Origin of the sequence: Micromonospora sp. NPDC002575, from assembly GCF_042889525.1 — a bacterium.
GTDB lineage: Bacteria > Actinomycetota > Actinomycetes > Mycobacteriales > Micromonosporaceae > Micromonospora > Micromonospora carbonacea.
The window spans coordinates 37,805-59,147 of sequence record NZ_JBIARA010000031.1 but is presented as its reverse complement, the minus strand read 5'-3'; the positions used below and the strand labels follow the sequence as shown (position 1 = coordinate 59,147).

General features: G+C 75.8%; 18 protein-coding genes. 14 read left to right on the top strand and 4 right to left on the bottom strand.

What is annotated here, in order from left to right; all coding sequences use genetic code 11:
* Window positions 1–133 precede the first annotated feature (133 nt).
* The 5 genes from ACFYWL_RS29635 (at window position 134) to ACFYWL_RS29615 (ending at window position 8,529) form a co-directional block, all read left to right on the top strand.
* Window positions 134–1,327 carry an AAA family ATPase gene (locus tag ACFYWL_RS29635; RefSeq protein ID WP_386979571.1) on the top strand — a complete coding sequence of 398 codons (1,194 nt, stop codon included), beginning with the start codon at window positions 134–136 and terminating at the stop codon, window positions 1,325–1,327.
* Window positions 1,324–4,992, top strand: coding sequence for a DUF5682 family protein (locus ACFYWL_RS29630; protein WP_386979568.1), 3,669 nt, complete (start codon window positions 1,324–1,326; stop codon window positions 4,990–4,992). The genes ACFYWL_RS29635 and ACFYWL_RS29630 overlap by 4 nt, the downstream gene beginning before the upstream one ends.
* On the top strand, window positions 4,989–6,890 hold the full coding sequence (locus ACFYWL_RS29625; protein ID WP_386979565.1) for a hypothetical protein: 1,902 nt from the start codon (window positions 4,989–4,991) through the stop codon (window positions 6,888–6,890). Before ACFYWL_RS29630 ends, ACFYWL_RS29625 begins: the two co-directional genes overlap by 4 nt.
* Before the next feature lie 168 nt (window positions 6,891–7,058).
* Window positions 7,059–7,793 carry an SDR family oxidoreductase gene (locus tag ACFYWL_RS29620; protein WP_386979562.1) on the top strand — a complete coding sequence of 245 codons (735 nt, stop codon included), beginning with the start codon at window positions 7,059–7,061 and terminating at the stop codon, window positions 7,791–7,793.
* A gap of 97 nt (window positions 7,794–7,890) precedes the next feature.
* Complete coding sequence (locus ACFYWL_RS29615) at window positions 7,891–8,529, top strand: TetR/AcrR family transcriptional regulator (RefSeq protein ID WP_386979559.1); 639 nt, start codon at window positions 7,891–7,893, stop codon at window positions 8,527–8,529.
* Between the two features lie 13 nt (window positions 8,530–8,542).
* On the opposite strand, the gene ACFYWL_RS29610 is transcribed toward ACFYWL_RS29615, so the two are convergent.
* Entirely contained in the window at window positions 8,543–9,691 is a 1,149-nt protein-coding gene (locus tag ACFYWL_RS29610; RefSeq protein ID WP_386979580.1) for an acyl-CoA dehydrogenase family protein, read from the bottom strand.
* 234 nt (window positions 9,692–9,925) lie between these two features.
* On the opposite strand from ACFYWL_RS29610, the gene ACFYWL_RS29605 reads away from it, so the two are divergent.
* Window positions 9,926–10,414 (top strand): MaoC family dehydratase, encoded by a 489-nt coding sequence (locus ACFYWL_RS29605; RefSeq protein WP_386979556.1) that lies wholly within the window; start codon window positions 9,926–9,928, stop codon window positions 10,412–10,414.
* Between the two features lie 136 nt (window positions 10,415–10,550).
* Here ACFYWL_RS29605 and ACFYWL_RS29600 read toward each other — a convergent pair whose 3' ends face one another.
* The 3 genes from ACFYWL_RS29600 to ACFYWL_RS29590 are packed head-to-tail and all read right to left on the bottom strand — an operon-like array spanning window position 10,551 to window position 12,615.
* Entirely contained in the window at window positions 10,551–11,066 is a 516-nt protein-coding gene (locus ACFYWL_RS29600; RefSeq protein ID WP_043963085.1) for a flavin reductase family protein, read from the bottom strand.
* Window positions 11,063–11,881: a VOC family protein gene (locus ACFYWL_RS29595; RefSeq protein ID WP_386979552.1), complete on the bottom strand. Its 819-nt coding sequence runs from the start codon at window positions 11,879–11,881 to the stop codon at window positions 11,063–11,065. The genes ACFYWL_RS29600 and ACFYWL_RS29595 overlap by 4 nt, the downstream gene beginning before the upstream one ends.
* Window positions 11,878–12,615, bottom strand: coding sequence for an enoyl-CoA hydratase/isomerase family protein (locus ACFYWL_RS29590; RefSeq protein WP_386979549.1), 738 nt, complete (start codon window positions 12,613–12,615; stop codon window positions 11,878–11,880). Before ACFYWL_RS29590 ends, ACFYWL_RS29595 begins: the two co-directional genes overlap by 4 nt.
* Before the next feature lie 189 nt (window positions 12,616–12,804).
* On the opposite strand from ACFYWL_RS29590, the gene ACFYWL_RS29585 reads away from it, so the two are divergent.
* From ACFYWL_RS29585 to ACFYWL_RS29550, 8 genes are read left to right on the top strand one after another with little or no spacing between them, the layout of a single operon-like run.
* A complete protein-coding gene (locus tag ACFYWL_RS29585; RefSeq protein ID WP_386979546.1) occupies window positions 12,805–14,331 on the top strand; it encodes an ABC transporter substrate-binding protein in 1,527 nt (508 codons plus the stop codon).
* 2 nt (window positions 14,332–14,333) lie between these two features.
* A complete protein-coding gene (locus ACFYWL_RS29580; RefSeq protein ID WP_386979543.1) occupies window positions 14,334–15,179 on the top strand; it encodes an ABC transporter ATP-binding protein in 846 nt (281 codons plus the stop codon).
* Window positions 15,176–16,099, top strand: a complete 924-nt coding sequence (locus ACFYWL_RS29575) for an ABC transporter permease (protein WP_386979539.1) — start codon at window positions 15,176–15,178, stop codon at window positions 16,097–16,099. The genes ACFYWL_RS29580 and ACFYWL_RS29575 overlap by 4 nt, the downstream gene beginning before the upstream one ends.
* Window positions 16,100–16,104: 5 nt before the next feature.
* Window positions 16,105–16,992: an ABC transporter permease gene (locus ACFYWL_RS29570; protein WP_386979536.1), complete on the top strand. Its 888-nt coding sequence runs from the start codon at window positions 16,105–16,107 to the stop codon at window positions 16,990–16,992.
* On the top strand, window positions 16,989–17,780 hold the full coding sequence (locus ACFYWL_RS29565) for an ABC transporter ATP-binding protein (protein ID WP_386979533.1): 792 nt from the start codon (window positions 16,989–16,991) through the stop codon (window positions 17,778–17,780). Before ACFYWL_RS29570 ends, ACFYWL_RS29565 begins: the two co-directional genes overlap by 4 nt.
* Before the next feature lie 15 nt (window positions 17,781–17,795).
* Window positions 17,796–19,217, top strand: coding sequence for a zinc ribbon domain-containing protein (locus tag ACFYWL_RS29560; RefSeq protein WP_386979530.1), 1,422 nt, complete (start codon window positions 17,796–17,798; stop codon window positions 19,215–19,217).
* Window positions 19,207–20,391: an acetyl-CoA acetyltransferase gene (locus tag ACFYWL_RS29555; RefSeq protein WP_386979527.1), complete on the top strand. Its 1,185-nt coding sequence runs from the start codon at window positions 19,207–19,209 to the stop codon at window positions 20,389–20,391. The genes ACFYWL_RS29560 and ACFYWL_RS29555 overlap by 11 nt, the downstream gene beginning before the upstream one ends.
* Window positions 20,388–21,305: an SDR family NAD(P)-dependent oxidoreductase gene (locus ACFYWL_RS29550; protein ID WP_386979524.1), complete on the top strand. Its 918-nt coding sequence runs from the start codon at window positions 20,388–20,390 to the stop codon at window positions 21,303–21,305. Before ACFYWL_RS29555 ends, ACFYWL_RS29550 begins: the two co-directional genes overlap by 4 nt.
* Window positions 21,306–21,343: the final 38 nt, after the last annotated feature.

Sequence of the window (21,343 nt, the reverse complement as noted above, 5' to 3'; positions counted from 1 at the left end):
GGCCCCCGGCCCCGCCTGCCCGCCCCGCCCCCCCGCGCCCCCCGGCGTCCCCCCGGGGGGGGGGGGGGGCGCCCGCCCCCCCCCCCGCCCCGCCCGCACGTCCGACACCAGTGAGAGAGATCGAGGAATCCCCGTGACCGTGACGGAACACGTCCGCCCCACCGCGGCGCCGGACAACGCCGCCGCCCAGGTGCTCTCCGCCGAGCAGCGGTACGCCGACGAGCTGGCCTTCCTGGCCGCCCACGACGACGGGGCCCGGCCGCCGGGCTGGGCGCTGACCCCGCGCGCCGTGGTCACCTTCATCCGGGGCAGCGACGGCGAGGCGCTGACGCTGCCGGCCGACCGGCGCAGCCGCCCCGGCGGCGGCGACCTGCCGGCCAGCATGACCATCGCGCCGAAGTTCGTCGGGGAGCGCAGCCTGGTCGAGCGGTGCGTGGTCACCCTGGCCGGCGAGCGGGGCCTGCTGCTCGTCGGTGAGCCCGGCACCGCCAAGTCGATGCTCTCGGAGCTGCTGGCCGCCGCGATCTGCGGCACCAGCGCCCTGACGGTGCAGGGCACCGCCGGCACCACCGAGGACGCCTTCCGGTACGGCTGGAACTACGCGCTGCTGCTCGCCCAGGGCCCCACCCCCCAGGCCCTGGTCGACTCGCCGGTGCTGACCGCGATGCGCACCGGCCGGGTGGCCCGGATCGAGGAGGTCACCCGCTGCCTGCCCGAGGTGCAGGACGCCCTGGTGTCCATCCTGTCCGACCGGCGGATGAACGTGCCGGAGCTGTCCGGCACCGGCGACGGACTGATCCGCGCGACGCCCGGGTTCACCGTGATCGCCACCGCCAACCTGCGCGACCGGGGCGTGTCGGAGATGTCCTCGGCCCTCAAGCGCCGGTTCAACTTCGAGACGGTCCACCCGATCGCCGACGCGGGCACCGAGACCGACCTGGTCCGCCGGCAGGCCACCGCCGCCGTGGAGCGCGCCGGAGCGCCGTACACGGTGGACGACGCGGTGCTCGACGCCCTGATCACGGTGTTCCGGGACCTGCGCACCGGCCGGTCGGGCGAGGGCTGGGACGTGGAACGGCCCGGCACCGTGATGTCCACCGCCGAGGCGGTGCAGGTGGCGGCGTCGCTCGGGCTGGCCGCCGCGTACCTGCCCGGCGGCGACCCGCTGGACCTGGTCCCCGGGCACCTGCTCGGGGTGGTCCGCAAGGACGACGAGAACGACCACGCCCGGCTGCTCGGCTACTGGGACGGCCCGGTCCGCCGCCGTGCCGAGGACGGCTCGGCGATGTGGCGGCGGCTCTGGGACCTGCGGGCGAGCCTGCGGTGACGGCGCCGTCCCGCGAAGCCGCCGGCCCGGCCGGCGCGCCGGCCGCGATCGACCCGCCGGCCGCGGAAGCGCCCGCGACCGGCCTGTCGGCCGGCGATCCGCGCGCCGTGGTCGACGCCCTCTCCGCTTCGGTGCGGCCCTACCTGATCGGGGTGCGGCACCACAGCCCCGCCCTGGCGTCGGTGGTCCCCGCCCTGCTGGACGCCGCCGGGGCCGAGGTGGTCGCCGTCGAGCTGCCGGCGGACTTCCAGCACTGGCTGCCGTACCTGTCCGACCCGGCCGCCCGGGCCCCGCTGGCCGTGGTCGGCAGCCACGGCGCGGACGGGACGATGGGCTTCTACCCGTTCGCCGACTTCTCCCCGGAGCTGGCGGCGATCCGCTGGGCCCGGCAGCGCGGCGTCGAGGTGATCTGCTGCGACCTGCCGCTGGCCGACCCCGGCTGGACGGCGACGGGCGCGGCCACCGACGCGGGCCCGGCCGCCGACGGTGACGACGCGGGCCCCGGTGCGCCCGCCCCCCGCCCGACGCGCTACGCCGCCGGGCTCGGCGCCAGCGGCACCGGCCGCGACGGCGACGACATGTGGGACCGGGTGGTCGAGGTACGCGCCCCGGGCTGCCCGCCGGAGGCCGTGCGCCGGGCCGCCCTCGGGGTGGGCTGGGCGATGCGCGCCGACAGCGCCGGCGACGAGGGCGTACCGGCGCGGGACCTCGCCCGCGAGGAGCACATGCGCCGGGTGCTGGCCGACGCGGGCGCGGACGGCCGGCGGGTCGCCGCCGTCGTCGGCGCCTTCCACGCCCCGGCCCTGCTGCTCTCCGCCGGTCGCGCCGGCCCCGCCGCCGGTGGCCCGGCCCGGTCGACCGGCGGGCCGCTGGGCGGGGCGGCCGACCGGCCGGGCGCCCCGTCCGGCGGCGACGTCGTCGCCACCTCGCTGGTGCCCTACGCGTTCGACCTGCTCGACTCCCGGTCCGGCTACCCGGCCGGGATCCGCGACCCGCGCTGGCAGCAGGCGGTCCTCGCCGCCGCCGGTGACCCGGACCGGATCCGGGCCGCCGCCGCCCGCGCCGTCACCGACGTGTGCCGGGAACTGCGTGCGGCCGGGCACACCGCGGGCACCGGCGAGGCCGCCGAGGCGGTGCGGCTCGCCGACGACCTGGCCCGGCTGCGCGGCCTGCCCGCGCCCGGCCGCGGCGAGGTGCTGGAGGCGGTCACCACCGTGCTCGGCCAGGGCGAGCTGCTCGGCCGGGGCCGCGCCCTGGCCCGCGCGCTGGAGACCGTGCTGGTCGGCGCCGACCGGGGCCGGACGGCCCCCGGCACGCCCCGCTCCGGGCTCGGCCCGGCGGTCGAGGCGGCGCTGGCCGCGCTGCGCCTGCCCCACCCCGACAGCCCGAAGGCCCGCGAGGTCCGGCTGGACCCGCTGCGCACCGACCTGGACCGGCGGCGGGAGGTCCTGCTGCACCGCCTGCACGCCTGCGGCGTCGGCTACGGCGAGCCCGTCGCGGTGACCGGCACCGGCGACGGGGCGGCCCTGACCACCCGCTGGCAGCTGGCCTGGACCCCGTCCGTGGCGGCCCGCCTGGACCTGGTCGGCGTGCGCGGGGTCACCGCGGCGCTGGCCGCGACCGGCACGCTGCGGGAACGGTTCCGCCGCGAGATCGCCGACGGCGGGCCCACCGCCGAGCAGGTCCTCGCCGGGCTCCGCGACGCCGCCCGCTGCGACCTGCCCGAGCTGGTCGCCGACCGGCTCGACCTGGCCGCCGCCGTGCTGCCCGCCGCCGGCACGCTGCCCGAGCTGCTGGCCGCGCTGGACCTGGTGGAGGCGCTGCGCCGGCAACACCTGCCCGGCACCACCGCCGAGAGCCGGGACCAGGCGGCCGAGCTGGCCGTCGTGCTGCTGGACGCGGCGGTGCGCGGGCTGCCCGGCCTGGCCGGCAGCGACGCCGCGGACGACGCCGCCGCCCTGGTCGACCTCGCCGTCCGGGCCGGACAGGACCGGATCGGCCTACGCCTGGACGCCGCCCTCGACGACCTGGCCCGGTCCGGTTCGGCGCTGATGCAGGGCGCGGCCCTGGCCGCCCGGGTGCTGCTCGACCTGACCGACCTGGCGACCCTGGGCACCCGGGTGGCCGGCTGGATCGACGCGGCCACCGGGCCCGACACGCGACGGCACCTGCACCGGCTGCTCGGCGGCCTGCTCACCGCCGCGCACCCGCTGCTACAGTCCGCGCCCGCCGCGCTGGACCCGCTGCTGGAGCGGGTCGAACGGCTCACCGACCCCGAGTTCCTGGACCGGCTGCCCGCGCTGCGGGGCGGGTTCGACGCGCTCACCCCGGCGGCCCGGGAGCGGCTGCTGGACACCGTCGCCGAACGGCTGGGCGACCGGCTCGACCTGTCCCTGTCCGCCCCGCCCGAGCTGCTGGCCCGGTGGGCCGCCGCCGACGCGGCCGGCCGGGCCGTGCTGCTCGCCCGCGCCCTGCCGGTCCCCGACCCCGACGCCGGGACCGTCGACGCCCCGGTCGGCGGCGGGGACCGGGCGGCGGTCGCGCCGGGCGGCGGGCTCGCCCCGGCCGACCGGTGGCGGCTGCTGCTCGGCCGCCAACCCGACCGGCTGCCGGCCGACGCCCGCCGCTACGCCCGCGCCCTCGACGAGCTGTACGGGGCGGGGCGCGGCGAGGGCGGCATCGACCTCGGCCCCTCGGCCGGCGGGGGACAGGAGGCCGCCTTCCCGACGGCCCGCGAGTGGGCCGAGGAACTGGAGGCGCTGTTCGGCACGACGGTGCGCGAGGAGGTCATCGCCCGCGCCGCCGAGAGCGGACGCACCGACGTGCTCAGCGAACTCGACCCGGCCACGGTACGCCCCTCGGTGGAGCTGCTGGCCTCGGTGCTGTCGCTGGCCGGCGGCCTGCCCGAGGCGAAGCTGGCCGCGCTGCGGCCCCTGGTGCGGCGACTGGTCGAGGAGCTGACCGCGCGGTTGGCCACCCAGGCGCGGCCGGCGTTGACCGGGCTGACCAGCCCGCGCCCGACCCGCCGCCCCGGCGGGCGGATCAACCTCGCCCGTACGCTGCGGGCGAACCTGGCGCACACCCGGCGGCTCGGCGACGGCCGGACGGTGGTCGTGCCGCAGCGCCCGGTGTTCCACACCCGCACCCGCCGGGAGGCCGACTGGCGGCTGGTGCTGGTGGTCGACGTGTCCGGCTCGATGGAGGCGTCCGTGGTGTGGTCGGCGCTGACCGCCGCCGTGCTGGCCGGGGTGCCCACCCTGTCGACCCACTTCCTCGCCTTCTCCACCGAGGTGGTCGACCTGACCGACCGGGTCGACGACCCGTTGTCGCTGCTGCTGGAGGTGCGCGTCGGCGGCGGCACGCACATCGCCGCCGGGCTGGCCCACGCCCGCTCGCTGGTGACCGTGCCGAGCCGCACCATCGTCGCCGTGGTCAGCGACTTCGAGGAGGGCTACCCGCTGGCCGGGCTCCTCGGCGAGGTCCGCACCCTGGCGTCGGCCGGCGTGCACCTGCTGGGCTGCGCCGCGCTCAACGACCGCGGGGTCCCCTGCTACTCGGTGCCGGTCGCCGAGCAGCTCGTCGCAGCCGGGATGCCGGTCGCCGCGCTCAGCCCGCTCGAACTCGCCCGCTGGGTGGGCGACCGTGTCCGGGGAGGATCACGTTGACGAACCGTACCCCTATCGCCGTGGCCACGGACCGGTTGCCGCCGGTGTCGCCGGCGGTCGCCGCCGCGGCGGTGGCGGCCCTGCCGTCGCGGCTGCGCCGCCGGCTGGACGCCACCGTCGAACGGCTGGCCGCGGCGCCGGTCGGCCGGGTCGACGGCGGCGTGTCGGTCGACTGCGGGCCGGAGGCCCTGGTCGTCCTGCGGCCCGGCCCGACCGGCGCGGTCACCGGCCCGGACCAGGCCCGGTGCGCCTGCCTGCTGGCACCCCGCTGCCTGCACCTCGCGGCGGTCCTGGCGGCCTGCCCCGTCGCCGACCCGGCCAGCCACCCCGATCCGGCACCCGCCGCGCCGTCCACCCCGGACGGCTCCGGCCGGCCCGCCGGGCGGGCCACCGGGGCGGGGCAGGCGGGCGCGACCGGCCCGGCCGCCGGCGGCGCGCCGACGAAGGCGCAGCGGGCCGCCGCCGGCGCCCTGTGGCGGGCCGCCGCCGCGGTGCTCGCCTCCGGTGTCCCGGCCGCCGGCGCGGTCGGCCAGGCCGACCTGCTGCGCGCCGCGCACGGCGTCCGCCTGGCCGGCCTGCCGCGCGCCGAGGCCGCCGCGCTGCGCCTCGTGCGCGCCCTGCGCGCGCACCGCTCCCGGCAGACCGGCCACCGGCTCGCCGACCTGGTCGAGGTGCTGCACGACCTGCTGTACGTCGCCGGCCGGCTCGCCGCCGGCGATGCCGATCCGGCGCTGGTCGGCGTGCTCCGGCGGGCCTACCAGCCGGACGGCACGCTGGAGGTGTACGGCGTCTGCCGGGAACCGGTGATCAGCGCGACCGGGTACGCCGGCGTGGTCACCCACCTGGTCGCCGCCGACGGTCGCCGGCTCTCGTTCGCCGACGTGAAGCCGGGCGGCCCGCAGCGGGCCAGGGACTGCGCCCACGCGGTCACGGAGATGGGCGCGGCCTCGGTCGACCACGCGGCGCTGGCCCGGGGCGGCCTGCGGATCACCGGCACCACGGTCTCCCCGGACGGCCGGCTCGGTGCCGGCGCGGGGGTCCGGGCCACCCCGATCGCCGGGGCCGACTGGTCCACGGGGGCGCTGGCGGAGTTGTTCGCCCGGCCGCTCGCGGAGGTGGTGTCCGGGCAGCTCGCCGCCGACGACCCCGCCGATCCGGGGCGGGCCGGCACGGCGCTGCTCGGCGCCGATCTGGTGGTGGTCGGCGCGGCCGGCGACCAGGTGCTGGCCCGGGAGTTGGCCCCCGGCGCGGGGCCGTACCGGACGCCGGTGGCGGACGGGCCGGTGATCCGGTTGGTGCCGGCGAACCCGCACCCCGCGCTGGCGCACGTGGCCAACCTGCGGCGGCTGGCGTCCTGGCCGGGCCTGCTGATCCGGGTGGTCGGCCGGCTGGACCCCGACCGGGCCGGCACGCTGCGCCCGCTCGCGGTCGGCGCGGTGCCCGACGCCACCGAGACGCTGCGGCTGCCGCCGCAGTGGCACGGCCGGGCGGACCTGGGCTACGACCAGATCCAGGGCTCCCACCTGCCGCCCCGCGCGGAGGCCGGCGCGGCGCAACCGGCGTCGGCCGTCGACGCGGTCGCGGAGTCCCCGCTGTGGCGGGTGCGCCGGCTGGTGGAGCTGGCCGTCTCGGGTGGCCGCCGGGCGGTGGCCGAGGCGGCCCGCGACGAGGCCGCCTCGCTGGCGGTGCCGCTGCGCCGGGCCGGCTTCACCACCGCCGCGGCGGTGGCGTCGGCGCTGGTGGCGGAGTCGGACCGGCGCGGCCGGGACCCGTTCGGCCGGCTCGCCGACCCCGACCCGGACCGGTACGCCTGGGCCTGGCTCGCCGCGACCGCCCACCTCGCCGCCACCGAGCGGGAGCTGATCCGGTCCTCCTGGGTGGCGTCGGCGGTCGGCTGAGCCACGGGCGGGGTATGGCTGCCGCCCCCACGACGCCTGGTGCGGGGCGGCCGTGGGGGCGGCGCTCCGCCATGGGGGGGGGCGGCGCGGGACGCACTCCGTTTGATCTAATTCGATCTCCGGGGGCGGCGTCGCCGTCCCGGCCCCGCGAGGACCAGGAGATTCGCCATGACCGATCCGCAGCGTGTCGCCATCGTGACCGGCGGCTCCCAGGGCATCGGCCGGCAAATCGCGCACCGGCTGGCGGCGGACGGCTTCGCGGTGGTGGTCAACTTCGCCACCGGCAAGATCGAGGCGGAGGAGGTCGTGGCGGGGATCGTCGCCGCCGGCGGCGACGCCGTCGCGGTGCAGGCCGACGTCGCCGACGAGGTGGCGGTGGCGGAGCTGTTCGACGTCGCCGAGCGGACGTACGGCGGGATCGACGTCGTCGTGCACTCGGCCGGGGTGGTGTCGCACGCCCCGGTGACCGAGCTGGACCTGGCGGAGCTGGACCGGGTGCACCGCGTCAACGTGCGCGGCGCCTTCGTGGTCGACCAGCAGGCGGCCCGCCGGATCCGGCCCGGTGGCGCGCTCGTCAACATCTCCAGCACCACACCCCGGTTGTCCCAGCCCGGCTACGCCGCGTACGCCTCAAGCAAGGCGGCGGTGGACGCGATCACGTTGATCCTGGCCCGGGAGCTTCGCGGGCGCGACGTCACGGTGAACGCGGTCGCGCCGGGCGCCACCGCCACGGCCCTGTTCCTGGCGGGCAAGGACGAGCAGACGGTCGCCGCGATGGCGGCGATGTCGCCGATGGGGCGGCTCGGCGACCCGGCCGACACCGCAGAGGTGGTGGCGTTCCTGGCCGGCCCGGCCCGCTGGGTCAACGGCCAGGTGGTGTACGTCAACGGGGGCGCGGCCTGACTGACGGGGCGCGGCCCGAACCACCCGGGTCGCGTGCCCCATTCCTACCGACCGGACGGTAGCATTGTGGGGCTGCGCAGGGGATAGGAGGCCACCAATGGCGCGTGCCACGTCCAACCGGCCGGAGTCGACCCGTCGCCGGCAGCGGTGGCCCGACGGCTACGACCCGGAGAACACCCGCAAGTCGTTGATCGCCAGCGCGCTGGAGCTGTTCGAGAAGCGCGGCTTCGACCGCACGTCGGTGCAGGAGATCGCCGACCGGGCCAAGCTCACCAAGGGGGCCTTCTACCACCACTTCGAGAGCAAGGACGACCTGCTGCGCCACATCCAGGAGGAGTACCTGGAGGCGCAGCTCGCCGCGATCGCGAAGATCGAGGCCGGCAGCGACGACCCGAAGGTGCGGGTGGCCGAGCTGATCCGGTTCAGCCTGACCAGCGTGGCCGAGTACCGGGCGCACGTGACGATCTTCTACCAGGAGCGGCGCAACCTCACCGCCGACCTGTTCGCCGAGGTGACCCGCAAGCGGGGCCTGGTGGAGTCGGCCTTCGCCGGGATGATCGCCGACGGCGTCGCCCGGGGGGTGTTCCGCTCCGACGTCGACCCGCGCATCGCCACGTTCGGGCTGGTCGGCATGTGCGCCTGGGCGTACCAGTGGCTCAACGTCGGCGGCCCGCTCAGCGTCGACGAGGTGGCGCGCCAGTTCAGCGCGATGGTGCTGGAGGGCCTCTACGCCTGACCCGCCGGCCGGGTCAGCCGGCGAGGAGCTGGCGGGCCATCACGATGCGCTGCACCTGGTTGGTGCCCTCGTAGATCTGGGTGATCTTGGCGTCGCGCATCATCCGCTCCAGCGGGAAGTCCCGGGTGTAGCCGTAGCCGCCGAGCAGTTGCACCGCGTCGGTGGTGACCCGCATGGCCACGTCGGAGGCGAAGCACTTCGCCGCCGCGCCGAAGTACGTCAGGTCCGGCTCGCCGCGTTCGGACCGGCCGGCGGCGGCGTACGTGAGCTGCCGCGCGGCCTCCAGTGTCATCCCCATGTCGGCGAGCATGAACTGAACGCCCTGGAAGTCGGCGACCGGACGGCCGAACTGCCGGCGCTGGCGCACGTAGGCCAGCGCGTGGTCGAGCGCGCCCTGCGCGATGCCGAGGGCCTGGGCGGCGATGGTGACCCGGGTGTGGTCCAGCGTCCGCATCGCGGTGGCGAAGCCGGTGCCCGGAGCGCCGATGATCCGGTCGGCCGGGATGCGGCAGTCGTCGAAGTAGACCTCGCGGGTCGGCGAGCCCTTGATGCCGAGCTTCCGTTCGGGCGCGCCGAAGCTGATCCCGGGATCGGAGCGCTCCACCACGAACGCGGAGATGCCCCGGGAACGCGCGCCCGGGTCGGTGACGGCGAACACCGTGTAGTACTCGCTCAGCCCGGCGTTGGTGATCCAGCGCTTGACCCCGTTGAGCACCCAGGTGTCGCCGTCGCGCTCGGCGCGGGTGCGCATGCTCGCCGCGTCGCTGCCGGCCTCCGGCTCGGACAGGCAGTAGGAGAACATGGCCTCGCCCCGGGCCACCGGCGGGAGGTAGCGCTGCTTGAGCGGCTCGTCGGCGGCCAGCAGCAGCGGCATGGTGCCCAGCTTGTTGCCGGCCGGGACGAGGGAGGAGCAGGCGCAGGCGCGCGCCACCTCCTCGATGACGATCGCGGTGGCGAGGGCGTCGGCCCCGGCGCCGCCGTACTCGGCGGGGACGTGCGGGGCGTGGAAGTCGGCGGCGCGCAGCGCCTCGTAGGAGGACTGTGGAAACTGGCCGGTCTCGTCGGCCTCGGCCGCGTGGGGCGCGACCCTGGCCTCGCACACCGCGCGGACGGCCGCCCGCACCGCCGCGTGCTCCTCGGGCAGCTGGTACGCCTCGAACACCACGAACCCCCTCGTCGGATACCCTGTCGCCGCACAATACCATCCGGTCGGTATGAAGTGCGCCCCTTGAGTTGGCCCCCTGGACGTGCTAAATACCTTCCAGTCGGTATGTCTGGGGCTTCGAGTGGCACGCGCCGTCCGGCCACCGGCATGAGGGCCGCCTACGTCGTCGAGCCCTGTGCCGACCGCCCCGTCGACCCTCGACCGACAAGCCGGAACGGAGCGACCACCACCATGCGCACCGCGAAGAAGACCGTCGTGCAGGCCCCGAGCGACCTGCTCGACCTGGTCGGCCAGGACCTGGGCGTCAGCGAGCCCCGGGTGGTGACCCAGGAGCAGATCGACCGGTTCGCCGACGTCACCGGCGACCACCAGTGGATCCACGTCGACGTCGAACGGGCGCGTTCCGGGCCGTTCGGCACGACGGTCGTGCACGGGTTCCTGACCCTGGCGCTCGTCCCGCTGCTGCTCGCGGACATCCTCGAGGTGCGCACGCACTCGATGGGGGTCAACTACGGCCTGGACCGGGTCCGCTTCGTCCGGCCGCTGCCGCCGGACGTCGAGATCCAGGGCACGGCGACCCTCGTCTCGGCCCGGCCGATCCCGGCGGCGCAGGACGGCTCGCCCGGCGGCGTGCAGGCCAAGGCGGCGGTGGCCGTGGAGTTCGCCGACCGGTCGCAGCCCTGCTGCGTGGCGGAGATCCTGTTCCGCTACTACGGCTGAGCCCGGGGCCAGGGCCGAGTCCGCTGCCGCGGCTGAGCGCCGCAGCGGCGCGACCCGCCGGGTCGCGCCGGCGCGTGCGCCCGACGCCCGCGGGGCGTTCCAGCGGGCTCACTCCAGCGGGCTCACTCCAGCGCGCTCACTCCGGCGCGGCGTCCGACGGGGCGACGAACCGGCCCCGGTAGAACGACAGCGCCGGCACGCCCGTCGGCTTCAGGTGCACGTGGTCGACGTCGAGCAGGACGATCACGTGGTCGCCGCTGGTGATCACCTCGTCGCGGCGGCCGGCGAGGATCGCCGGCGTGCCGGGCAGCAGCGGGACGGCGTCGGGGCCGGGCACCCAGGACACGCCGTCGAGCCGCTGCGCGCCGGACAGGCCGGAGGTGGCGAACCGCCGGGCCACGTCCTCCTGGTTCTGGCTGAGGATGTGGATCGCGATGCGGTCGGCCGCCATCAGGACCGGGAAGCTCGACGAGTGGCTGGTGACACAGAACAGCACCTTCGGCGGCCGAAGCGAGACCGAGGTGAACGAGTTCACGGTCAGCGCGGCGACCTCGCCCGCGCCGGTCACGGCGGTCACGGCGGTCACGCCGGTGGGGAAGTGCCCGCACACCTGACGGAACTCGGCGGAGTCGAACAGGGGCTCGGCCATCATCGGGTCACCGCCGGGTCGCAGGAGTCGGGCGCGGGGCGGAGCCCGCCTTCGAGCTGGATGAGGCACAGCGTGTGCCCGCCGGGGTCCTTGATCAGGTGCAGGCGTCCGTGCGGGCTGTCGACCGGCCCGACGGTCGGCGTGCCGCCCAGGGCCCCGACCCGGGCCAGCGCGGCGTCGAGGTCGGCGACGGCGAAGTAGGTGATCCACTTCGACGGAATGAGGTTGGGCCACTCGTTGTCCAGTTGCAGGACGCCGGCCACCGGGACGTCGCCGAGCATCAACAGCGTGTACGGCCGGGCCGTCGGCGCGTCGCCGCGCGCGCGGGTGGTGTAGCCGAACAGGGCCCGGTAGTAGGCCACGGCCCGCGCGGGCTCGCCGGTGTCCAGCTCGTTCCAGCACAGCGCGCCGACGGAGTTGAGGGCCTGGACGCCGGCGCGCGACTCGCCCTGGTAGAGGCCGAAGGCCGCGCCGAAGGGGTCGACGACCGCCGCGCCGGTGCCGGCCGCGGGCAGGTAGCGCGGGGGCGTGACCAGCTCCCCGCCGAGCGCGACGGCCTGCCGTGCCGACGCCGCGACGTCGTCGACCGCGAAGTAGGTGAGCCAGCCCCGGGGGCGGCCCCCGTGCAGCGCGGCGGCGTCGGAGATGCCGGCGACGTCGCGCCCGTCGACGCCGCACATGCGGTAGGCGCCGGCGCCCAGCCGCTCGGCGCGGACCGTCCAGCCGAGCAGGGCGCCGTAGAAGTCCTCGGCCCGCTCGGGGTCCGGGGTGCACAGCTCCACCCACACGGCCTCGCCGGGCCGGAACGGCCGGCTCACCCGGACACCGCCCGCGCGGCGAGGCCGGCGACGATCGTGCGCGCCGAGACGTCGTACGCGTGGTCGGGGGCCCCGGTGGCCAGGCTCGACTCGACGACCTCGACCACCGCCCGCAGGGTGCCCCGCGGCAGGGCGAGCAGCGAGTCGACGAGGTCGTCCACCTCGCGGTCGAGGTGGGCGTCGGGGACGACCCGGACGACCAGGCCCCACGCGTGCAGCTGGGCGGCGGTGGCGGTCGCCGCGCCGGTCAGCAGGTGGTAGGCGTGCGCCCGGGGCAGGGCGCGGGCGATCGTGTGGCCGACCCCGGCGGGCGCGAAGCCGAAGCGGGCCTCCGGCAGCGACAGCCGGGCGTCGGCGGCGGCGACGGGCAGGTGCACGGCGTCGAGCAGGCCCGCGCCGAACCCGATGATCCGGCCCCGGACGGCGGCGACGACGGGCACCGGGAGCCGCCGGATCTCCTCCAGCGCCGCGTCGCTGCCGCGCAGGCGGGCGGAGACCGCCTCGCGGGTCGCGCCGGCCAGCTCGGCGAAGGACGAGGTGTCCCAGCCGCCGCAGAAGTGCCGCCCGGCCATGGCGAGGCGGATCACCGCGCAGGTCCCGTCGGCGGCGGCGGCCGTCATCGTGTCGACGAGTTCCCGCAGCGCGGCGTCGTCGACGCAGTTGCCGCGCGCGGCGTTGTCGTAGCGGACGTGCGCCACGCGGCCGTCGTGCCCATGGGTGAGGGTGATGGTCACCGCCGCATCATACATACCGGTCGGTATGAATACAACGTCCCTGGCGGGCGGCCCTTTGACACACGAACGTCACGGACGAGATACCCGCTCGACCCGTTGACTTGATACCGGCTGGTCGGTACTTTGTGGCGAACGTCACCGCCGGCTCAGGCCGAGACCTGACGGGTCCATCGCCTCTGAAGGACGCCCATGATGATCACGAAATTCCTGCGCTCCCGGCGGCCCCTCGCCGCGGCTGCCGCGCTCGCCGTCGCGAGCGCCAGCCTCACCGCGTGCGGCGGGTCCGACTCCGAGGACACCCGGTCGTCCGGCTCGGCCACCATCCGGGCGCTGCTCGCCGCCCAGCCGGCGACCCTCGACCCGATCGTCGGCGCGCGCTCCGCCCAGATCGTCTGGGCGACCATGCTGGAGCCCCTGATCAACACCGACAAGGACCTCGCCCCGACCGACACGGGCCTGGTCACGAGCTGGACGCGCACCGACGCGACGACCTGGACCTTCAAGGTCCGGCCCGACATCGCCTTCAGCAACGGCGAGAAGGCCGACGCGGCGGCCGTGGCGAACACCATCACGCTCACCCGCGACGCCGCCGCCTCCCAGCTCAAGTCCTACTTCACCAACGTCACCGCGATCGAGGCGTCCGACGCCACCACCGTCGTGGTCAAGACGAAGACCCCGCAGTACAACATCCCCGACCTGCTCACCACGGTCTACCTGGTGCCGCCGAAGTACTACCAGGAGAAGGGGTCGGAGGGCTTCGCCGCCGCCCCCGTCGGCACCGGCCCGTACGTGTGGGCGGGCGCGAACGCCGGCCGCGACATCTCGGTCAAGAAGAACCCCGACTACTGGGGCGCCAAGGCCGCCAACGACGGCATCACCTTCACCTGGGCCAACGAGGCCGCGCAGCGCCTCGCGCTGATCCAGAGCAAGAGCGTCGACGTCTCCTTCGACCTGCCGCCCGCGCAGGCGAGCGCGGCCAAGAGCGCCGGCGTCGACGTGGTGAGCACCGAGACCGCCATGAAGATCATCGCGTTCCTCGACTCGACGAAGGCCCCCTTCGACGACCCGAAGCTGCGCGAGGCCGCCGCCCTGGCCATCGACCGCGACGCGATCGTCAAGGGCATCTTCGACGGCCACGCCGTCGCCGACGCCGGGCTGCTCAACGTCAAGCCGGGCCAGCAGCCGGCGCGGAGCGTGACCGCCGACGCCGCCCGGGCCAAGGAGCTCGTCGGCTCCGCCGCCCCCGCCGTGCAGATCAGCTACCCGGCGGCCCAGTACACCAACATCGAGGAGGTCGCCCAGGCCGTCGGCGGCAGCCTCGAACAGTCCGGCTTCAAGGTGACCTACGCCCCGCTCGACTACGGCACGCTCGTCAAGCGGATCATCGGCCGCCAGGTGCCCGGCATCTCCATCTTCGCCGGGGTGCCGAACGTCGCCGTCCCGGACTACTTCGTCAGCGGCTTCATGAAGACCAAGTCGATCACCGGCAACTGCCCCGACCCCACGATCGACGAGCTCGCCCAGCAGGCGCTGGAGCAGGACGGCGCCGAGCAGGCCGCCCCGATCTACGACCAGCTCAACACGATCGGCGTGGTGGACAAGCACTGCTACGTGCCGCTGTACCGGCAGGTGTTCAACTACGCGACCGCCCCCGGCGTCTCCGGCGTGGTGTTCGGTCCCCTGAACACCGTGGACTTCACGAAGACGACCCGCTGACGATGACCGAGGCAGTGCGCAGGGGGGTGTCGGGCGAGGCCGCCCGGCGCCCCCGCACCCCGGAGCCGGACGCCCCCGTGCTGGTGGTCGACGACCTCGTCGTCGAGCACCGCGACCGCGGCACCGGCCAGGTCTTCCGCGCCGTCGACCACGTGTCGCTGCGCATCGACGCCGGCCAGAGCGTCGCCGTCGTCGGCGAGTCCGGCTCCGGCAAGACGACGCTCGCGATGGCCGCCACCGCGCTCGGGCCGCGCGGCGGGGGCGACATCCGGCTGCTCGGCCACTCCCTGTCGGAGCTCAGCCGTACGCGGCTGCGCCGGCTCCGGCCCGAGGTGCAGGTCGTCTTCCAGGACCCGCACGGCTCCCTCGACCCCCGGCAGTCCGTGCGGTCCGGGCTGCGGGAGCTGCGTGCCCTGCAACCCGAGCGCACCTCGTGGATCGGCGACGCCGACCTGCTCGGCAGCGTCCGGCTCGCCCCCGAGCTGCTCGACCGCTACCCGCACCAGCTCTCCGGCGGCCAGGCCCAGCGGGTCTGCATCGCCCGCGCGCTGCTCATGCGCCCGCGCCTCATCGTCGCCGACGAGCCGACGTCCGGCCTCGACGTCTCCGTCCAGGCCGACGTGCTGGCCCTGCTCCGGCAGATCCGCGCCACCACCGGCGCGGCGCTGCTGATGATCAGCCACGACCTCGCCGTCGTCCGGTCGCTCTGCGACGTCGTGCACGTCATGTACCGCGGCCGGGTCGTCGAGTCGGGGCCCTGCGAGACGGTCTTCGTCACCCCCGAGAACGACTACACCCGCGAGCTGCTCGCCGCCATGCCCGGAGCGCGCTGGAGGTCCCGCCGATGAAGGCCAGCACCGTCCGCCGGGTCGGCAGCCGGCTCGCGTCCCTGTTCGCGTCGCTGCTGATCGCCCTCAGCCTCGCGTTCCTGCTGGGCCGCCTCTCCGGCGACCCCACCGCGACCATCCTCGGGCCGATGGCGCCGCCGGAGCAGCGCGAGGCGCTGCGCCACGAGCTGGGACTCGACCTGCCCCTGGTCGTGCAGTACCTCGACTACCTGCGGGGCGTCCTCACCGGCGACCTCGGCCAGTCGTTGCAGTTCTACCAGTCCAACACGTCGATGATCGCCGACCGGTTGCCGTACACGCTGCAACTGGTCGCCGCCGGCATGGGCCTCGCCGTGTGCGTCGGCGTGCCCCTCGGCGTGCTCGCGGCGACCCGCGAGGGCACCTGGTGGGACCGGGCCGCGTCCACCCTCGCCCTGCTCGGGCAGTCCGTGCCCGTCTTCTGGTTCGGCATGATGCTCGTGGTGCTGTTCGCGGTGAAGCTCGGCTGGCTGCCCGCCGGGCAGTCGGGCACCCCGAAGCACCTGATCCTGCCCGCCCTCACCATGTCGGTCTACCCGATGGCGCACGTCGCCCGGCTCACCCGCGCCTCGATGAGCGAGGCCCTCGCCGAGCCCTACATCGACTCCGCCCGTGCCCGGGGGCTCGGCAACCTCCGGGTCGTGTGGCGGCACGCGTTCGCCAACGCCATGATGCCGATCCTGACGATCGTCGTGCTCCAGACCGGCATCCTGCTCTCGGGCGCGGTCGCCGTCGAGTACGTCTACTCCTGGCCGGGCCTCGGCCAGCTCGCGCTCCAGGCCATCCAGTTCCGCGACTTCCCGCTCGTGCAGGCGATCGTCGTCTTCGGCGCGCTGGTCTTCGTCCTGCTCAACCTGGTCGTCGACGTCCTGCACTCGATCGTCGACCCGAGGGTGAGGTGACCGGCGTGAGCCAACTCGAACTCGACCCGACCGCCGCGGGCGCGTCGCCCCGGCGGCCCGGCCGGCGGGCGCGTACCTCCGTGTTCTGGCTGTCCCTGCCGCTGGCCGTCGTCTCCGTCGGGGTGTTCGTGCTGCCCCTGACCGGGCTGCTCCCGGCGGCCGGCCAGGACCTGGCGGCGACCCGGCAGCCGCCGGCCCTGCTGCCCGGCGGCACCTGGGCGCACCCCCTCGGCACCGACAAGCTCGGCCAGGACGTGCTCACCCAGTTCGTCACGGCCGGCCGCCTGACGATCGTCATCGGCCTCGTCGGCGCGCTCGTCGCCATCGGCCCCGGCACGCTGCTCGGCGTGCTCGCCGGCTACTTCCGCGGCTGGGTCGACCGGGTCGTCTCGGTGCTCATCGACGCCCAGCTCGCCCTGCCGTTCATCCTCGTCGCCCTCGCGATCATCGCGAACCGGGGCAGCTCGCTGCCGGTGCTGTTCGTCGTGCTGGCGCTCACCGGCTGGGCCGTCTGCGCCCGCGTCACCCGCTCGGCGACCATGGCGATCCGGGAGCGGCAGTTCGTGTTCGGCCTGCGCGCGGCCGGCGCGTCGGAACCCCGGATCGTCTTCCGCCACGTCCTGCCCAACCTCGCCGGCACGACCGTCGCGCTCGGCACCCTCCAGGTGGGCACGGCCATCCTGGTCGAGAGCGCGCTGAGCTTCCTCGGCCTGGGCGTGGTGCCGCCGATGAACAGCTGGGGCTCGATGCTGGCGTCCGGCCAGGACGAGCTGGGCCAGGCGTGGTGGATCGCGTTCTTCCCCGGGCTCGCCATCACGCTGCTGGTGCTGCTGGTGAACCTGCTCGGCGACGCGCTGCTCACCCACCACGACCCCCGGAAGGCGCGCCGATGAGCGTACTGCTGAAGGCCGACGGCCTCGCCGTCACCGCCCGGCTCGCCGCCGGCGACCTGCGCCTGCTCGACGACGTCGACCTGGAGATCCGCCGGGGCCAGATCGTCGGCGTCGTCGGGGAGTCCGGCAGCGGCAAGACCACCCTCGCCCGCTGCGTCGTCGGGCTGCTCGACCGCAACGTCCGCGTCGAGCGCGGCGCCGTCGCGCTGGCCGGCGACGTGGTGGTGGCCCCCGGCGTCGACCGCACCGACCGGGTGCGCGGCAGCGCCGTCGGCATGGTCTTCCAGGACGCGTCGCGGTCGCTGAACCCGCTGATGCGGGTCCGCGCCCAGCTCGCCGAGGTGCTGCGCCGGCACGTCCGCGACATCACCCGGGCCGAGGTGCGCCGCCGCTCGCTGGAGGTGCTGGAGCAGATGCGCATCGCCGACCCGGCGCGCGTCCTCGACAGCTACCCCCACCAGCTCTCCGGCGGCCTGCGCCAGCGGGTCGCCATCGCCCTCGCCGTCGTCACCCGCCCCGCCCTGGTGATCGCCGACGAGTGCACCACCGCCCTGGACGTCACGACGCAGACCAAGGTCGTCGGCCTGTTCCGCACCCTCGTCGACGAGCTCGGCATCGGCCTGCTGTTCGTCACCCACGACCTCATGCTGGCCAGCGACCTCTGCGACCGGATCACGGTGATGAGCGGCGGGCGGGTCGTCGAGGCCGGCGACGCCGCGAGCGTGCTGGACCGGCCGCAGCAGGAGTACACCCGCCGGCTCCTCGCCGCCATCCCCTCCTGGACCTGAAGGAGAACCCCACCCATGCCCGAGCAGCCCGGCCTCGACGCCTACGCGGCCTACCTCCCGGCGTACGTGCTCGCCGACAACCGACTCGACGCGGCGGGGCCGCCCCGGCCCGGCGGCCCGGCGCGCGGCGTGGCCGCGTTCGACGAGGACACCGTCACGATGGCCGTCGAGGCGCTGCGCCACGTCGCCGCCGCCACCGGGTCCGGGCGGCAACTGCTGTTCGCCACCACCAACGCCCCGTACGAGGCGAAGACCTCCGCCGGGGTGGCGCACGAGGCCCTCGGGCTCGACCCGGGGGTCGGCGCGGTCGACCTGCGCGGGCACCGCAGCGGCGCGACCGCCCTCGACCTCGTCGTCCGAGCCGGCGCGACCGCGGCCCTGGCCGACCTGCGCACCACCCGCCCCGGCGCGCCCGACGAGCTGGCCCAGGGCGACGCCGCCGTCGGCCTCGTCGGCGGCGGCCACACCGCCGCCGCGCTCCTGGCCACCGCGGGCCGCACCGCCGAGGTCCTGGAACGCTGGCGGCTGCCCGGGGAGCGGCACGACCGGGTCTGGGACGAGCGGTTCACCGCCGAGGTCCTCGCCGCCGCCGGCCTCGACGCGGCCCGCCGCGCCCTGGCCGAGGCGTCCCTCGACGCCGTCGACACCGTCGTCGTGTCGTCGTCGAACCCGCGCGCGGCGGCGGCGCTGCGCCGGGCGCTGGGCGGCGACGGCCGGGACGCGACGATCGAGCGGGCCACCGGCTTCACCGGGGCCGCCCACCCGGGGCTGCTGCTCGCCGCCGCGCTCGACGAGGCGCGCCCCGGCCAGACGATCCTGCTGCTGTCGGCCACCGAGGGCGCCGACGCGTTCGTCTTCCGCGTCGGCGACGGGGTACGCGCGGCGCGCGGCGGACCGTCCGTGCGCGACCAGCTCGCCGCGCGGCAGCCCCTCGGCTACGGCCGCTACCTGCGTTGGCGGGGGCTGCTCGACGTGCAGGGCCCGGCCCGGCCGGCGGCGCCCGCCCCGGCGGCCCCGCCGATGCACCGCCGCGCCGGCTGGAAGTACCGGCTGGAGGGCAGCCGCTGCGGCGCCTGCGGCGCGGTCACCACGCCCCCCGGCCGGGTCTGCGCCGCCTGCGGCATCGCCGGGGCCCCCGACGCCACCGGGAAGGTCTCGCTGCGCGAGCGCGCAGCCCGGGTCGTGTCGGTGACCCGCGACCACCTGACCACCATGCCGGAGCCGGAGGTCGCGGTCGTCGTCGCCGACGTCGACGGCGGCGGCCGGCTCAGCGCGTACGCGACCGACGTCGCGCCCGCCGACGTCACGGTGGGCATGGCGATGACGCCGACCTTCCGGCGGCTGTGGACCACCGACGGAATCCACAACTACTTCTGGAAGCTCCGCCCGGCGTCCCAGGACGCCCCGTCCGGAAAGGACACCACCGATGGCCAGTAGGCGCACGGTCAACGACGTCGCGATCGTCGCGATGGGCTGCACCCCGTTCCGCGACCACTGGCACGCCTCGGCCGACGACCTGCTCGTCGACGCCGTGCGGGAGTGCGTCGGGTCGCTGCCCGCGCTCACCCTCGACGACGTCGACGCGTTCTGGGTCGGCACGCAGGGCTCGGGCATGTCCGGGCAGACCCTCGCCCGGCCGCTGCGGCTGACCGGCAAGCCCGTCACCCGCGTCGAGAACTACTGCGCCACCGGCTCCGAGGCGTTCCGCAACGCCGCGTACGCCGTCGCGTCCGGGGCGTACGACGTGGTCATGGCGACCGGGGTGGAAAAGCTGAAGGACTCCTCCTACTCGGGGCTGTCCGCCGTCTACCCGCCCGCCGACGGCACCGACGTCGACTGGACCGCCCCCGCCGGGTTCTCCCTGCTCGTCCCCGCCTACCAGCGGGCGTACGGGGTGGACGCGCGCGGCATGCGCGACGCCCTGACCCGGGTCGCCGTGAAGAACCACGCCAACGGCGCGCGCAACGAGCGCGCCCAGTTCCGCAGGGCGGTGACCGCCGAGACGGTGGAGAACTCCCCGCGCGTGGCCGGGCCGCTGGGCGTCATGGACTGCTCGGGCGTCTCCGACGGGGCCGCCGCCGCGATCCTCGTGCGCGCCGAGGACGCCCACCGCTACACCGACCGGCCCGTCTACCTGCGGGGGATGGGCTTCGTCGCCGGGTCGGGAGCCGGGCTGGCCACCGACGGCTACGACTTCACCACCTTCCCGGAGGTGGTCGCGGCGGCCCGGCAGGCATACGAGCAGGCCGGCGTCACGGACCCGGCGTCCCAGATCTCCCTGGCCGAGGTGCACGACTGTTTCACACCGACGGAGGTGGTGCTCATGGAGGACCTCGGGTTCTCGGAACGCGGCAAAGCCTGGCGCGACGTCCTCGACGGCCGCTACGACCTCGACGGGGCGCTGCCGGTCAACACCGACGGCGGCCTCAAGTCGTTCGGCCACCCGATCGGCGCGACCGGGCTGCGGATGATGTTCGAGTGCTTCACCCAGCTCCGCGGCGAGGCCGGCCCCCGGCAGGTGCCCGACGCCCGGCTGGCGGTCGCGCAGAACCTCGGCGGGCAGCCGGGCTCCTGCGTCGCGTTCGTGGCGGTCCTGGGAAACGAGCGATGAGCGCCCGGGTCACCCTCGACGGCCGGGTCGTCGTCGTCACCGGGGCCGGCAACGGCATCGGCCGGGCCCACGCCCTCAGCCTCGCCGAGCGGGGCGCGGCGGTGGTCGTCAACGACCTCGGCGGCGCGGTCGACGGGTCGGGCTCGTCCGGCGCGGCCGAGCAGGTCGTCGCCGAGATCCGTGCGGCCGGCGGCGTCGCCGTCGCCTCGACCGACTCGGTCGCGACCGCCGAGGGCGGCGCGAACCTGGTTGGCCGCGCCGTCGACGCGTACGGACGCCTCGACGCCGTCATCCACAACGCCGGCATCCTGCGGGACCGGACCCTGGCCAAGATGGGCGACGACGACGTCACCGCCGTGCTCGACGTGCACCTGGCCGGGGCGTTCCACGTGCTGCGCCCCGCCTGGCCGCACCTGGTCGAACGCGGCTACGGCCGGATCGTGCTGACCAGCTCGTCGTCCGGGCTGTTCGGCAACTTCGGCCAGGCCAACTACGGCGCGGCGAAGGCCGGGCTGATCGGCCTGATGAACGTCCTCGCGCTGGAGGGCGCCCGGCACGGCATCCTGGTCAACGCGATCGCGCCCACCGCGGCGACCCGGATGACCGAGAACCTCCTCGGCGACCTGGCCGACCGGTTCGACCCGCGGCACGTCGCGGCCGTGGCGACGTACCTCGCGTCCGAGCGGTGCCGGATCAACCGGCACGTCCTCACCGTCGGCGGCGGCCGGGTCGGGCGGATCTTCCTCGGCGTCACCCCCGGCTGGTACGGCGGGCCCGAGCCGGCCACCCCCGACGACATCGACGGGGCGATCGACGACATCTGCCGGCTCGACGACTTCGTCGTGCCCGACAGCGGCGCCGACGAGGTCACGCTGATCCAGCGGGTCCTGGCCGGGCCGACCGGACCGGCCTGAGCCGGCGCGGACCAGGATCACACAGGAAGCGAGTCACC